Source organism: Streptomyces sp. NPDC048696 (assembly GCF_043198895.1).
GTDB lineage: Bacteria > Actinomycetota > Actinomycetes > Streptomycetales > Streptomycetaceae > Streptomyces.
Map to the genome: position 1 here is coordinate 541213 of NZ_JBICVJ010000001.1, position 14002 is coordinate 555214.

Genomic DNA, 14002 nt, shown 5'->3' on the forward strand with positions numbered 1-14002 from the left:
GAACCGACTGGACCGCTCGAATCGCCCGGCGGCGCTCATGGCCGGAGCCTGGCCCGTGCGGCGGAGAGACGAGGATCGAGTGTTCGCACGCCATACCTCGAATCCTTCTATGCAACTCGTTGCATAAACAAGTCTCACCGCCCGAGTGAGACCCGGCTCACCCGGGCGGCAGAGGACTCCCCGGCCCCGTGGATCAGTGCTTGGCGGTCAGGCCGTACCCATAGGGGAACAGCGGGTCGTAGTGGACGTCGCCCACGTTGATCGGTTCCTGGGCCTCGCTGCGGGGCCAGGTGACGGGGAGCTTGCCGGTGAAGGGGCGCTTGCCGAACAGGACGTCCGCGACTCCCGCTCCTTCGCTGCCGGGCAGCCAGGACATGACGAAGGCGTCCGCCTTGGGCAGTTCACCGGTGATGATCTGCGGTCGGCCCGCGACGTCGAGGACCAGACACGTCTTGATGGCCGAACACACGCGGTCGATGTTGGCCCGGTCCGTGGCGGAGAGACCGAGGGTGTGCCCGCCGGTGCCGACGTCGCCGACGCCTTCCGCGTAGGGGGTCTCGCCGACGACGACGATGCCGACGTCGTGACCGCTCATGGGGGCGGTGGCGTCGGCACTGTATGTGACGTTCTTCGCCTCGTTCTGGATGCCCTGCAGGATGGTGGTGCCGGGGAAGGCGGTGTTGCCGGACTGGCCCTGCCAGGTCACGGTCCAGCCACCGGCCTGATTGCCGAGGTCGCTCGCGTTGACCCCGGCGACGTAGATGCGCTGGGAGGGCTTGAGCGGCAGCGCGTGGTGGTCGTTCTTGAGCAGGACCTGGGACTCGGCGACCGCGCGGCGGGCCACGGCCCGGTGGGCGGGCGAGCCGACGGTGCCGATGTTGGTCCGGTCGGTGAACGGGTGCTCGAACAGGCCGAGTTGGAACTTGGCGCGCAGAATGCGGGAGACCGCGTCGTCGATGCGGGACATCGGGACCCGGCCGGCCTGGACCTCGGCGGCGAGAGCCTGCTCGAACTGCGGGGCGTCGTATGGCTGCATGAACATGTCCATACCGGCGTTCACGGAGGTGCGGACCTGGGTCGCGAAGTCGCCCGGCAGTTGGGTGATGGCGTCCCAGTCGCTGATGAGGAAGCCCTCGAAACCGATCTTCCGCTTGAGGACGTCGGTGAGCAGTTCCTTGCTGGCGCTCATCTTGACCGGCTGACTGCCCGGCACGTCGGTCCACTGGACGGACGAGTAGGACGGCATCACGCTGCCGGCGCCGTGGACCTGAACGGCGGTGACGTACGGAGCCAGGTCGACGGCGTCGAAGCGCCGGTGGCTGGTGCGGGTGACGCCCCGGTCGATGGTGTAGTCACCGGTGGTGGAGGTGCCGTAGGTGGTGTCGCCGTCACCGGCGTAGTGCTTGACGGTGGCCAGCACGCGGTCGGGCCGGGCCAGATCCTTCGTACGGGTGCCCTGGAAGCCGTCGATGGCGCTTTCCATCCGCCGGACCAGCGCCGGATCCTCGCCGAAGCTCTCGTAGGTACGGCCCCAGCGGTCGTCGCGGGCGACGCACACGCACGGTGCGAAGACCCACTGCGGGCCGGTGGCCCGGGTCTCGGTGGCGGTGATGTGCTCTTCCTCGGCCACCAGTTGGGGGTCGCGCGTGGCGCCCATGCCGATGTTGTGCGGGAAGATCGTCGCGCCGACCAGATTGCCGTCCCCGTGCACGGAGTCGATCCCGTACAGCAGCGGGATGTGCAGCCGGGTCGCGAGCGCGTGCGCCTGGTAGCCGTCGACCATGTCCGCCCATGCCCCGGGGGTGTTGGGCTTCGGCGTGGACCCGCCGCCGGACAGCAGCGAGCCGAGGCCGAGGTGCGTGATCTGTGCGGGGTCGGCGTCGACCGAGCCGCGTTCGGCCTGGGTCATCTGGCCGATCTTCTCCGCCGTGGTCATACGGCCGAGCAGATCCGAGACCCGCCGCGCCACCGGCAGCTTCGGGTTGAGGTACGCGGTCGTCCGGTCATGGGCGGCGGTCGCGGTGCCGGGGTCGGCCAGGGCCGACGAGGCCGGCACGGCGGTGGCGACCAGGGCGGCCGCGGCCAGCAGTACGCCTGCCGTGCGTCGGCCGGTCGTGCGTCGGCCGGTCGTGCGTGTTCGCGGCAGGGCGCCGCGTGCGGGCTGAAGTGTCACGTCGATGCTCCTTGATCGATGGGAGCGCTCTCAAACGCGGCAGACGAGCTCACTCAGCTCGCTCACGCCACAAGACATGAAGCCAGTGGGGCTGATCCACTGTCAAGGAGCGCGCGCACGTTCACTTCATGAAGTCCACCAGTACCCTGCCGCGTCCGACCTCGGCACCACCATGAGTCGACCGCGCGAGGTGGTTGTGCCCACGACGGCAAGGGGGAGGCGTCGGGTCCGGAGTCGGACCCGACGCCTCCCCCGCCCCCGCAGGGGCGTCACGCCCCGCTGTCAGATGTGCTCGGCAGGGTTGGCCGGCAGGAAGAAGTTCCAGCTGCCCGGACCGTGGTGCTGGCCGTCCGGGGAGTTTCTGGAGGCGCAGGCGCCGTTGGTGGGCGCGCCGTTCCACCAGAGGCTGAAGCAGTAGTTGCAGAAGCGCCAGTTGTCCTGGTAGGCCGTCACCCGGTCCGGGATCGGAAGGCCCGCCAGGGTCCGCGCCTGGTTGTGCGAGGCGGCGGCGCGGGCGGCGGGCGTACCCATGATCGCCGCACCGGCGACGAGAGTTGCTCCCCCCGCCGCCTTCATGACCTTGCGACGGGCATACTGCTGATCGGTCATGTGCTCACTCCTTCTTCGGGCTGCGCCCACACTGCTCCGGCTCAACCGGGCCCGGAATCCCCAATATTGGGCATTGACAGCCTTCACGGAGCGATCCGGACAAGTGATCCGGACAGCCGGAGAAACGACTGATCAGCCGAGCAACCGCCGAAGCCAGCGCGAGCGGGCGTCGCGGGCGTCCTGGCTGAGGCACGCCCGTGGTGCGAGGGTGTCGAACCCGTGGCACGCGCCGGGCCATACGTGCAGTTCGGCCTCGCCACCGGCCTGCCAGACGGCATTGGCGTAGGCCACGGCCTCGTCCCGGAAGGTCTCGGCCGACCCGACCTCGATGTAGACCGGAGGCAGGCCGGACAAATGCGTGGCCCGGGCGGGGGCCGCGTAGGGCGGCAGGTCCTCGGCTCCGTACCGGTCGCCCAACAGGGCCTGCCACGCCGTCGCGTTGGAGGTGCGGTCCCAGGTGTCGTGACCGGCCATCTGGTGGCTGGAAAACGTGTCGCCACGATCGTCCAGCATCGGGCTCAGGAGCAGTTGGCCGATCGGGGTCGGCCCGCCCCGGTCGCGGGTCAGGAGGGCGAGGGCGGCGGCGAGTCCACCGCCGGCGCTCTTCCCGCCGACGATGACGCGGTCCGCGTCGAGGCCCAGTTCGCGCGCGTGATCAACCGCCCAGACGAGTCCGGCATAACAGTCCTCCACCGGTGCGGGGTACCGCGCGTACGGCGCCAGGCGGTACTCGACGGAGATGACGGCGAGTGGCAGCGGAAGAGCCCATTCGCGCAGCAGGCGCGGCAGTACGGACCATGCGTTGCCCGTGATCATCCCGCCGCCGTGCAGGTAGTACAGAAGCGGCAGCGGCCCGGCGACTCCGGCGGGCCGCGCGCTCACGAGCGTGACGTCCGGCTCGCCCGGCGCACCCGGCGCGCGCAGCTCCTCCACCGCGAAGAGGCCGTCGGCCCGCAGATCCTCGACCGTCGGCCTCGGCCGTCCCGCAGCGTCCCGCTTCTGCCAGGCGGCAAGACCCTCCGGGGTGACCGGCTCCCGCGCCTCCTCCCCCATGGCCGCCAGCACGGCACGCAGCTCCGGGTCGACAGGAGGCGGCACGTACCGGGCGTGCCGCGACGGCGTGTCACCGACACCCACGACAAGAGCTCCCCTCGGCAAAGGGACGCCCGACCGCGCCCCCGACCAGGACAGCTTGCCACCCCGGCCGCGAGTGCGAGGAAGCCGGGCGCCCCGGAAAACCAGTCGCCCAGCTCAAGCCCGCTGTGCCAGTGTTGTGCGTGAGACCACCCGTGACCAAGGGAGCTGATCATGCGCGGAACGTCCATGTCCCAGACGAAAGGAACGCTCATCAACCTGAAGGACATGACGCTTCATGCGCATCACGCCACGCACGCTCAACCTCGGGATCCTGGCGCACGTCGACGCCGGTAAGACCAGTCTGACCGAACGGCTACTGCACACGGCCGGGGTAATCGACACGCTCGGCAGCGTCGACGCGGGCAACACGCGGACCGACAGCATGGAGCTGGAGCGGCGGCGCGGTATCACCATCAAGTCGGCGGTCGTCAACTTCTGCCTGGGGAGCGGCGATTCGGCCGTCTCCGTCAACCTCATCGACACCCCCGGGCACCCCGACTTCATCGCCGAGGTCGAACGTGTCCTCGGCGTCCTGGACGGCGCCGTCCTCGTCGTGTCCGCCGTGGAGGGCGTGCAGCCGCAGACCCGCGTGCTGATGCGCACGCTCAAGCGGCTCGGCATCCCCACCCTGCTGTTCATCAACAAGGCCGACCGGCGCGGCGCCGACGACGCACGCGTGCTGCGCGAGATCGAGCGCAAGCTGGATCTGCCCGTCATCGCGATGGGCCGCGTCGCCGACGGACTCGGCACTTCCGCCGTACGGACCACCGCCTTCGGCGAGGGCGACGGCCCCTTCGTCCGGCGGCTCCTCGATGCCCTCACCACCCACGACGACGCCCTCCTCGCCTCCTACGTCGAGAACGAGGCGGCCCTGTCGTACGACCGGCTGCGCGCCGCGCTCGTGGCGCAGACCCGTCGTGGGCGGGTGCATCCGGTGTACGTCGGCTCGGCGATCAACGGCGCGGGTATCCCGGAGCTCGTCGAGGCGATCCAGGAGCTGCTGCCCGCCGAACGCCACAGCGGTGAAGGTCCGCTGTCGGGTCGGGTGTTCAAGGTGGAGCGCGGGCGGGGCGGCGAGAAGATCGCGTACGTCCGGATGTTCTCGGGAGAGCTCAGGGCCCGCGAGCGCGTTCCGGTCGGGGGCGCCGAGGCCAAGGCCACCGATGTCGCCGTCTTCGACCGGGGAACGCTGGAGCATCGCCCCGCCGTACGGGCCGGGGAGATCGCGATGCTGCGCGGGCTTGCGGTGGTCCGGATCGGGGATGTGGTCGGGCGTGTTCCGGACGGCCGCCCCGACGGCCATGTCTTCTCGCCGCCATCCCTGGAAACCGTCGTCGTGCCCGCCGCCCCGGCCGACAGCGGCCCGCTGCACCTGGCCCTGACCCAGCTCGCCGAGCAGGACCCGCTGATCGGACTGCGTCAGGACCCGGACGGCCGGCAGCTGTCCGTCTCCCTCTACGGCGAGGTGCAGAAGGAGGTCCTGCAGACCACCCTCGCCGAGGAGTACGGCCTCGCCGTCCAGTTCCGTGAGACGACGCCGATCTGCGTCGAGCGCGTGAGCGGCACGGGGTCGGCCCACGAGATCATCGACCACGACGGGAATCCGTTCCTGGCGACGGTCGGACTGCGGGTGGAGCCGGGGCCGGTCGGCGGCGGTGTCGTCTTCCGGCTGGAGGTCGAACTCGGCTCGCTGCCGCTGGGCTATGTGCGGGCCGTCGAGGAAACGGTCCACACCACGCTCCGGCAGGGCCTGTACGGCTGGCAGGTGCCGGACTGCGTGGTGACGATGACCCACTCGGGCTTCTGCAGCATCAGGAGCACGGCGGGCGACTTCCGCGGCCTGACCCCGCTCGTCCTGATGACCGCGCTGGACCGGGCCGAAACGGTCGTCCATGAGCCGATGCACCGGTTCCGCCTGGAGTTCCCTCAGCAGACCTACGCCTCGGTGTCGCTCGCCCTGGCCCGCCGCCGCGCCCTGCCGGGCACACCGACGGCCCACGGCGAGGCGTACGTCGTCGAGGGCCATCTTCCGGCCGACCAAGTGCACGGGCTTGAGCGGGAGTTGCCCGGGCTGTGCGGCGGCGAGGGCGTTCTGGAGACGGCCTTCGACCACTACCGCGCGGCGGCGAACCCGAGGACCCGGGTGCGTACGGACCACAACCCGCTGCACCGTGACGCGTATCTGCTGCACGCCCACCGCCGGATGTGACGCAGGCGCATGGCTCAGGCCGTCGCGAGGGCGATCTCCGTCGATTTGATCAGCGCGACCACGGAGGTACCGGCGGCCAGGCCGAGGTCGGTGACGGCGTCCTTGGTGATGGCGGCGGTGAGCGCGCCGCCGTTGATGTCGACCTTGACCGAGGCCATGGCGCCGCCGGTCGCGACGTCGGCGACCGTCCCGGCGATCTGGTTGCGGATCGACAGACCCTCGACCGGGCCGGTCGCCAGGGCCACCTCGGTCGACTTGATCAGGGTGCGCACGGCCGAGCCCTCGGCGATGCCCAGCTCCTTGACGGCCTCCAGGGTGACGGCGGCCGTCATGTCCTGGCCGCCCTCCAGACGCACCTTGACGGTGGCCATGACCTCGCCGGGAGTGACCGAGGTGACGGTGCCGGGGATCTGATTGCGGATGGACAGGCTCATGAAGGAACGCCTCGCATACGGAGTGTGTGAGTGGGGGTGGAATGCCGGGTTTTTCCGTCATTCTCCTATTCCCCGCCCACTCTAACCACCCGTCACACGTTCGTCCGGACGCCTGGCACCGGCCCGGTGGACGCGCGGATCACCAGCTCCGGGTCGAAGAGCAGTTCCCCGGTGGGCACCTCACGGTTGCCCACCAGGGCCAGCACGCTGCGGCCCACTTCCAGGGCCAGCCGGTCCGCGGGCTGGCGGACGGTGGTCAGGGGCGGGTCGGTGAAGTCGGTGATGGCCGTGCCGTCGTAACCGACCACCGAGACGTCCTGCGGCACCGATCGCCCCTGCCGACGGATCCCCCGAATGGCGCCGAGCGCCATGTAGTCGCTGGCGGCGACGATGGCGGTGGCGCCGAGAGCGAGCAGCGGGGCGGCCGCCGCCTGTCCGCCCTCCACGGTGTACGACTGCCGGATCACCCATGGCCGCGCGCCGTCGAGACCCCGCCGGGCCATGGCGTCGAGGAAGCCCTGGACGCGCCGGTCGGCGGGGCGGTTTCCCGTCGGCCCGGAGACCATGCCGATACGGCGGTGCCCGAGGCGATGGAGATGGTCCACGGCCAGTTCGGCGGCGAGAGCGTCGTCGGTGGAGAAGACCGGCACGGCCACCCCGTCGGCGAACTCGCCGTTGATCCCGACATACGGCACCCGGCGCTGGCGCAGCAGTTCATACCCGTCGGTGTCCGCGCCCGCCACGGTGTTGGAGGCGGAGAGGAAGACGACCGCCGCGACCCCCTTGTCCACCAGGGCGGAGAGGAAGTCCCGCTCCGGCACACCGCCCGCGAACGCGGGACACAGCACGGCCTTCAAACCGTGCGGCGCCAGCGCCGACTCGATGCGTTCGGCGACATCGGCGAAGAACGGGTTGGAGACCAACTCGGTGATCACCGCTACCAGTTGGCCCTGCGTCGGCCGCTCATAGCCAAGTTCGGCCATGGCCCGCTCGACCGTCTCCCGGGTCTTGCGGGACACCCCCTGCCGCCGGTTGACGACCCGGCTGACGGTGGCCTCGCTGACCCGCGCATGGGCTGCGACGTCGGTGATGCCGACCTTCATCGCGCTCCTTCCGTGACGATCGTACGACCCTCCAACATGCCGGAGTCCAGGGCAACTTACATCGATCCGATGAAAGTTTTCAGCTATGTCTTCACTTCTGTCTCGTCATATCCATTGCAAGTAGTCTCGGCCGATTGCTAGCGTGCCGCCCGCGCCCCGAACCGCCGTAGGACAGCCGCTCCACTCAGGACAGCCACTCCACCGATCCGGGAGAGAACCCGATGAGCCGTTCCCGCGTGACGCTGCTCGCCACGGCCGCGCTACTGGTTCCGCTCGCCCTCGCCCCCACCGCCGCCGCCGGCACCGGGGCCCACACCGCACGGGGTGGGTCCGCCGGGGCGCCCGCCTTGCTGACCGTGGTCGATCCCGGATTCGAAGCGGGTGGATCGGGCTGGGAGTTCGGCCCGGGTACCGGGGTCGCCACCAACAACCCGCACGACGGCAGGCGGCTCGCCTACCTCGACGCCGGCGGCAAGAACATTTCCCAGACCGTCACGGCCACCGGTCGCGGCAGCTATGACTTCTCCGCCTGGATCGCCACCGGCGGATCCGGCGGGCGGTACGTGGTGCGGGTCAACGGCGTGACCGCCGCATCCGTGTCCCTGCCCGCGTCCCCCGCCTACCGCCGCCACACGCTCAGCCGTGTCCCGCTCGCTCCCGGCGACCGGCTGGAGATCGCGTTCGAGTCGGGGGACGGGTGGGTGAACGTGGACGACGTGATGGTCTCACCGTCCGCGCCGGCCGACCCCCGGATCAGCTCCAGCGATCCCGAGGTCGTCGCCCTGTTCGACTGGGCCGAGCGCAAAGCCAACAGCTGGGTCCAACTGCCGGGCACCCAGGGCCCGCTCAACGTCGACGAGCGCAACCCCGGCGGCACCGGCTCCGGCGTCTACGCCCCCTCGTACTGGGCCGGATACGCCCACCGCAGCGGCTACTACGCGCGCGACACGGCCCACCAACTGGCCGGCGCCGAAGTGCTGGGCCTGCGCGCCGAGAACAAGACGATGCTGCGCTCGTTCGCCGCCTCCGCCACCGCCGAGCACGCCTACTACCCCGTATGGGCCATGAACTTCGACGCCCGGACGTATCTGTCGATCGCCTACCACGGCCCCGACTCCTTCGTACGCGAGGTCCCGGCCCCCTTCGAGCTGGTGCAGAAGGCCGAGGAGGCGTACCGCTGGAGCGGAGACCGCGCCTACCTCACCGACCCCGTCCTGTGGGACTTCTACCGCCATGTCACCGACGAGTTCGTCACTCTCCACGACGGACAGAAGGACAACGGCCGGGTACGGGTCGCCGAGGGCACCGGCAAGGGCATCTTCCAGGGCACCGCCAGCTACGACGAGGTCAGCGGGGAACCGCTGGCCGAGGCCGGTGACGCCATCGGCTCCCAGTACCAGGCATACCGGGCGATGGCCGCCCTCGCCCGCGCCAAGGGCGACCGCGTACTGGCCGCGCGCTTCGAACGCCGCTCGCGCGATCTGAAGGCGTACTTCAACTCCACCTGGAGCGGCGGCGGTTCGGGCGCCGACATGGTGCGCGGCTACACCACCGACGGCCGGGCGCTCACCGGCTGGGGCAAGGAGAACAGCTGGTTCATGCCGCTCAAGCACATCATCGACCCTGGCGACCGCCTCGCCGCCTATCTGGACTTCGTCGACGAGCAGGCCGGTGGCGCGGGGCGGCCCGACAACATCGAGGCGCTGACCTACCTCCCCGACGTCTTCTTCGCGGGCGATCGCCCGGACACCGCGTGGAAGTGGATGCGGTATGTCTACGACCACAAGGACCTCCCGCACGTCAACTCCCGCCAGGGCGCCAACGGCGACTACCCGGAGGTCTCCTTCACTCTGGTCGGGCAGACCGTCCAAGGGCTGATGGGACTCACTCCCGACGCCCCGGACCACACCCTCACCACCCGGTCCCAACTGCCGTCCACCATGGGCTGGTTGAAGCTGGAGGATCTGCACATCGGCGACTCCACCTTCGCCCTGCGGCACGACGGCGCCCGCACATCGACCCTCACGCACACCTCGGGCAGCTCCCCGTACACCTGGGAGGCACGCTTCCCCGGCACGCACCGCGCCCTCCTCGTCGACGGGGTGCGGCAGCCGGCCCGTACCAAGGTGGTGGACGGCACCACGTACACGTACATCCGTACCCGGGTCTCGCCCGGGCAGACCGTCACCATCGAGGCGCGATGACCACGCCCACGGCGCCCACCACCTTTCCCGGCGGCCCGCAGCTGTTCCGGCTGAGCCCCGCGGTGGCCCACCTCAACCACGGGTCCTACGGCGCCGTACCGCTCCCGGTCAGCCGGGTCCAGCGAAGGCTGCGAGCGGAGGCGCAGGCCGACCCCGACGCCTTCTTCCTGGCCGTTCCGGACCGCCTGGCCGCGGCTCGGGGCCGTGTCGCCGCGCAGCTGGGCGCCGACCACGAGGCGATCGCCTTCGTCGCCAACGCCACCGAGGCCGCCAACCTCGCGCTCGACGCCCTGGAACTCAAGGACGACGACGAGATCCTGGTCACCGATCACGGCTACGGCACCGTCGTCGCGGCGGCGGCCCGCCGGGCCCGGCTGAACACCGTCGTCCTCGACCCGGCACTGCCCGACGAGGAGGCGGTGCGCGAAGCGGTCCTCGCCGCGGTCACTCCCCGTACCACGGTGGCGCTGCTCGACCAGATCAGCTCACCCACCGCCCGACTGATCGCCGGTCCCCGGCTGCTCGCCGACCTCGCCGAGCGAGGCGTGACGACCGTCGTCGACGGTGCCCACGCACTCGGCATGCTCGACCGACCGCTGGCCGGGCGGCCCGACTTCTGGTTCGGCAATCTGCACAAGTGGGGGTACGCCCCGCCGGGCAGCGCCGTCCTGGCCGTGGCGCCCGGCCATCGCGCCCGGGTGTCCCCGCCGGTGCCCTCGTGGGAGGACCACCGCGGCTATCCCCGCGCCGTGGAGTACCGGGCCACCGCCGACTACACCGGCTGGCTCGCCGCCCCTGAAGGCCTCGACCTGATCGTCCGGCTCGGTGCCCGCCGGGTGCGCGCCCACAACAGCGCCCTGGCCGCGTACGGCGCCGAGCTGCTGGCCCGCGTCCCGGGCCTCACCCCGCTGCCCGCCGACGACGCCCTCGCCATGCGCGCCCTGCGTCTGCCCCCGGGCATGGCCCGCACCCGGGACGAGGCCGCCGCGCTGCAGAACGAGATCGGCACCCGGCTGCGCTGCCGGGTGCTGATCTGGCCCTGGGCGGACGGCGGCGGCATCCGGATCAGCGGACAGCTGTACAACCGACCGCGGGAGTACGAGCGCCTGGCGGCGGGGGTGCGCGCCCTGCTGGACGGCCGTTGACCCGGCGGTCCGCCGCCGCTAGCCGCCGAGCAGTGGCAGCGCCGCGAAGGTGTGGTGCTCCCAGAGCAGGCGGGCAGCCTCCTCCGGATAGGCGGTGACGGTCGAGGGGGTGTCGAAGAAGCGGGTGAGGCGTTGCCCGGCGTCGTACGCGGGCCAGCCGGGATCGCCGTGGGCGGCGAAGGAGGTCCACGCGGCGCGCATCGACGCGGACAGCTCCTCCGCCGCCGCGGACGGGCTCTCGCCGATCAGCATGGCCGGCTGGCCGCTGCTCAGATTGCCGAACACCAGGGGGACGTCGAGGCCGTGGCAGGCGCCGAGGATGCCTCCCATGCCCGGGGCGGGCCAGGTGAGCTCGTATACGTGGGCGTGTCCGCCGCCGGTGAGCTGTGCGGTGGCGAGGTGGAGGCTCGGCATGCGGAACAGCCAGTCCGAGTGGACCAGTTCGTAGAGCTCGTCCGGGCCCGCGGCGGGGTACGCGGCACGGTAGCGGCGTGATCCGTCCGGGCCGGGGGCGAAGAGCTTCAGGGCGCTGTCCGCCTGCTCCTGTGTCACCTGGCCGAGCAGACCGTCGAGCGCGGTGAGCAGCCGCTGCTCATGGCGGGTGTGTCCGACGAGGACGTCGACGTCCCGGGCCGCGCCGTCGGCCACGGCCTGCCAGGGGGTGCGCGGCAGGACATCGCCGTCGACGACGGGGGACACCAGGATCGACCGGTGTGCGGCCTGCCCCCAACGCTCCGCGAACGACGCCGACTTGGCCGCGACCGCGTCACCGGCGGCGCACAGCCGGTTCGGGTCCACGGCCGACAGGTCGGCCACGGTGGGCCGCAGTCCCAGTTCGGCCGCGAAGGCGGTGGCGATGTCGGCGGCGAGCTCGGGCGAGAAGAACGTTCCCACCACGCTCTGCGCGATCGCCCGGCGGAAGAGTCCCGCCGCGCGGGGCATCGCGAGGAGGGCTGCGACCGAACCCGCGCCCGCCGACTGGCCGAAGACCGTGACCCGGTCGGGGTCGCCGCCGAAGGCCCGGATGCTGTCGCGCACCCACTCCAAGGCGGCCACCTGATCGAGCAGACCCCGGTTGGCGGGCGCCCCCTCGATCCACGTGAAGCCCTCTATGCCGACACGGTAGTTGAGCGTCACCACGACGACACCGCCGTCCCGCGCGAGGCGGGCCCCGTCGTACTCCGGCAGGCTCCCCATGCCGATGACGTACGCGCCGCCGGGGATCCACACCATGACCGGCAGCCCGGCTCCCGGGTCCGGGGCCGGCGTCCATACGTTCACGGTCAGCCAGTCGGTTTCCGCCGCGTCCGGCGACAGCGCGGCCATCCCGAAGTGACCGGCCTGCGGAGGCGGCGGGCCGTACGACACCGCCGGGCGCACCCCGTCCCAGCCCCTGACCGGCTGCGGCGCGGCGAACCGCAGCGCGTCCACGGGCGGCTCGGCGAACGGGATGCCGCGGAAGACCGCCACCCCCTGCTCCACCCGGCCGCGCAGCACACCGGCCGCGGTACGGGCCTCGGGCTCGGAGCCGGTCGGCTCGGCAGCGCCAGTCGCCATCGCGGTCCCTTCCCGGGTAGGGGGAACGCCTTCAGGGTGACCCCTCCGGAATCATCCCGCCGGTGTCAGAACGCATGCCACCCATTTACGGTTCCGGGCCGCGGCACCGCGCGGAGCACGCGGCGCGTCAGGTGAGCGCCGCGCACTCCGGGGATCTTACGGAGCGTCAGATACGGCTGTCCTCGACAGCCGGAACCGAACGGTCCGCCGCCCCGTTGCCGGTGATCGACCGGTGCGAGGAAGTGCCGGCGGTCGGCGCCGCGCCGCAGAACGCGGGCTCCAGGGTGTTCGTCAGCGCCGAGGTGACGGCGCCGTTGTTGGAGGCGTTGGCGAACACGACGACCGTGCGCTTGTGGTCCGGGGTGGAGAACGTCTGGGTCTGGTAGCCCTGGACGATTCCGCCGTGGCCGAGCACCTTGCCGCAGGACAGCGCGATCTCCCTGATCCCGAGCCCGTAGCTGACCTTGGCCGTGGGTGTGGGGAGCACGCTCGTCATCTGGCGCAGCGACTCGTCGGAGACCAGCCCGCCGGAGCTGCCCGCGAGCAGCGCGGTCATGAAGCGGTCCAGGTCGCGGGCGGAGGAGACCACACCGCCCGCGCTCCACACCCAGGACGCGGTCTGCTCGGTCGAGTCGAGCAGCGGCTTGGTGCGGTCGTCATTGGTCAGATAGCCGGTGACGTGCCGGCCCGCGATGGTCTTCTGGGGCACGGTGAAGGTGGTCTGACGCAGCTTCAGCGGCTCGAAGATCTGCTTCCGCAGCAGCTCGGCGTAGGGACGCCCGGTGAGGTGCTCGGCCGCAAGACCCATCAGCACGTAGTCGGTGTTCGAGTACGAGTAGGCGGTTCCCGGGGTGTACTGCAGGCCGTGCTTCACCGACATCGCCACGAGGTCCTTGGGCTCGTAGACGTTGTTGCGGATGCGCTTCTCGAAGGCGTCGGTGGTCTCCTCGCCGCTCTGTTCGAGGAGGTCGTTGGTGTGGTCGTACACCCCGGCGCGGTGTTCCATCACCTGGCGCGCGGTGATCGCCCAGCTCTCGGGCAGCGTCCCGGCCGGCAGGTAGTCGCGCAGCGGCTTGTCCAGGTCGATGCGCCCCTGTTCGGCGAGACGCATCACCAGGACCGAGGTGAACATCTTGGTGTTGCTGCCCACGCGAAAACGCCAGTCGGCGTTCATGGGCGTGCCGTCGAGGTCGGCCTTGCCGAGGGTCAGCGTGCGGCTGCGCTCGGGGTTGCCGTGGTCGCGGATCACCGCGAACGCGCCGGGCGCGCCCGCGTCCACGACACGCTGCAGCGCGGCGCGCACCCCGGCGGTGTCCGGCTCGCTCCGGTCCTGCGCGGCGGACGCGCCCACGGCGCTTCCGGCCGCGAGCACCACGGTGGTCGCGAGTACGGTCACCGTACGGGCGATGGTGGTTCCAGCCATAAGAGAAA

Annotated in this window: 10 protein-coding genes; 3 read left to right on the forward strand and 7 right to left on the reverse strand. The window is 71.1% G+C overall.

The window, feature by feature from the left end; translation table 11 throughout:
- Window positions 1-193: 193 nt before the first annotated feature.
- From ACGFRG_RS02405 to ACGFRG_RS02415, 3 genes are all read right to left on the reverse strand, one after another.
- A complete protein-coding gene (locus tag ACGFRG_RS02405) occupies window positions 194-2173 on the reverse strand; it encodes a glycoside hydrolase family 3 protein (protein WP_393260532.1) in 1980 nt (659 codons plus the stop codon).
- A 282-nt stretch (window positions 2174-2455) separates the two neighbouring features.
- Window positions 2456-2782: a hypothetical protein gene (locus ACGFRG_RS02410; RefSeq protein ID WP_361417273.1), complete on the reverse strand. Its 327-nt coding sequence runs from the start codon at window positions 2780-2782 to the stop codon at window positions 2456-2458.
- 132 nt (window positions 2783-2914) lie between these two features.
- Window positions 2915-3835 carry an alpha/beta hydrolase gene (locus ACGFRG_RS02415; protein WP_393260816.1) on the reverse strand — a complete coding sequence of 307 codons (921 nt, stop codon included), beginning with the start codon at window positions 3833-3835 and terminating at the stop codon, window positions 2915-2917.
- A gap of 319 nt (window positions 3836-4154) precedes the next feature.
- Here ACGFRG_RS02415 and ACGFRG_RS02420 point away from each other — a divergent pair, with 319 nt between their 5' ends.
- Window positions 4155-6128, forward strand: coding sequence for a GTP-binding protein (locus ACGFRG_RS02420; RefSeq protein ID WP_393260535.1), 1974 nt, complete (start codon window positions 4155-4157; stop codon window positions 6126-6128).
- A 14-nt stretch (window positions 6129-6142) separates the two neighbouring features.
- Here ACGFRG_RS02420 and ACGFRG_RS02425 read toward each other — a convergent pair whose 3' ends face one another.
- Both ACGFRG_RS02425 and ACGFRG_RS02430 read right to left on the reverse strand, forming a co-directional pair.
- The gene (locus tag ACGFRG_RS02425; RefSeq protein WP_361417279.1) at window positions 6143-6562 is read right to left on the reverse strand and encodes a TOBE domain-containing protein; all 420 of its coding nucleotides are present in this window, start codon (window positions 6560-6562) and stop codon (window positions 6143-6145) included.
- A 92-nt stretch (window positions 6563-6654) separates the two neighbouring features.
- A complete protein-coding gene (locus ACGFRG_RS02430) occupies window positions 6655-7665 on the reverse strand; it encodes a LacI family DNA-binding transcriptional regulator (RefSeq protein ID WP_393260538.1) in 1011 nt (336 codons plus the stop codon).
- A 221-nt stretch (window positions 7666-7886) separates the two neighbouring features.
- Between ACGFRG_RS02430 and ACGFRG_RS02435 the strand changes: the two genes are divergently transcribed.
- Both ACGFRG_RS02435 and ACGFRG_RS02440 read left to right on the forward strand, forming a co-directional pair.
- The gene (locus tag ACGFRG_RS02435) at window positions 7887-9869 is read left to right on the forward strand and encodes a hypothetical protein (protein ID WP_393260540.1); all 1983 of its coding nucleotides are present in this window, start codon (window positions 7887-7889) and stop codon (window positions 9867-9869) included.
- On the forward strand, window positions 9866-11014 hold the full coding sequence (locus ACGFRG_RS02440; protein WP_361417288.1) for an aminotransferase class V-fold PLP-dependent enzyme: 1149 nt from the start codon (window positions 9866-9868) through the stop codon (window positions 11012-11014). The genes ACGFRG_RS02435 and ACGFRG_RS02440 overlap by 4 nt, the downstream gene beginning before the upstream one ends.
- Before the next feature lie 18 nt (window positions 11015-11032).
- Here the strand turns inward: ACGFRG_RS02440 and ACGFRG_RS02445 are convergent, their stop codons facing one another.
- Together ACGFRG_RS02445 and ACGFRG_RS02450 are read right to left on the reverse strand one after the other, a co-directional pair.
- On the reverse strand, window positions 11033-12571 hold the full coding sequence (locus ACGFRG_RS02445) for a carboxylesterase/lipase family protein (RefSeq protein WP_393260542.1): 1539 nt from the start codon (window positions 12569-12571) through the stop codon (window positions 11033-11035).
- 166 nt (window positions 12572-12737) lie between these two features.
- Window positions 12738-13994 carry a serine hydrolase domain-containing protein gene (locus ACGFRG_RS02450; protein ID WP_393260544.1) on the reverse strand — a complete coding sequence of 419 codons (1257 nt, stop codon included), beginning with the start codon at window positions 13992-13994 and terminating at the stop codon, window positions 12738-12740.
- Window positions 13995-14002 lie beyond the last annotated feature (8 nt).

Bases quoted from the DNA above. Each gene is read 5' to 3' on its own strand.
- ACGFRG_RS02410 (WP_361417273.1), bottom strand. From the start codon at position 2,782: ATGACCGATCAGCAGTATGCCCGTCGCAAGGTCATGAAGGCGGCGGGG.
- ACGFRG_RS02415 (WP_393260816.1), bottom strand. From the start codon at position 3,835: ATGGGGGAGGAGGCGCGGGAGCCGGTCACCCCGGAGGGTCTTGCCGCC.
- ACGFRG_RS02420 (WP_393260535.1), top strand. From the start codon at position 4,155: ATGCGCATCACGCCACGCACGCTCAACCTCGGGATCCTGGCGCACGTC.
- ACGFRG_RS02425 (WP_361417279.1), bottom strand. From the start codon at position 6,562: ATGAGCCTGTCCATCCGCAATCAGATCCCCGGCACCGTCACCTCGGTC.
- ACGFRG_RS02430 (WP_393260538.1), bottom strand. From the start codon at position 7,665: ATGAAGGTCGGCATCACCGACGTCGCAGCCCATGCGCGGGTCAGCGAG.
- ACGFRG_RS02435 (WP_393260540.1), top strand. From the start codon at position 7,887: ATGAGCCGTTCCCGCGTGACGCTGCTCGCCACGGCCGCGCTACTGGTT.
- ACGFRG_RS02440 (WP_361417288.1), top strand. From the start codon at position 9,866: ATGACCACGCCCACGGCGCCCACCACCTTTCCCGGCGGCCCGCAGCTG.
- ACGFRG_RS02445 (WP_393260542.1), bottom strand. From the start codon at position 12,571: ATGGCGACTGGCGCTGCCGAGCCGACCGGCTCCGAGCCCGAGGCCCGT.
- ACGFRG_RS02450 (WP_393260544.1), bottom strand. From the start codon at position 13,994: ATGGCTGGAACCACCATCGCCCGTACGGTGACCGTACTCGCGACCACC.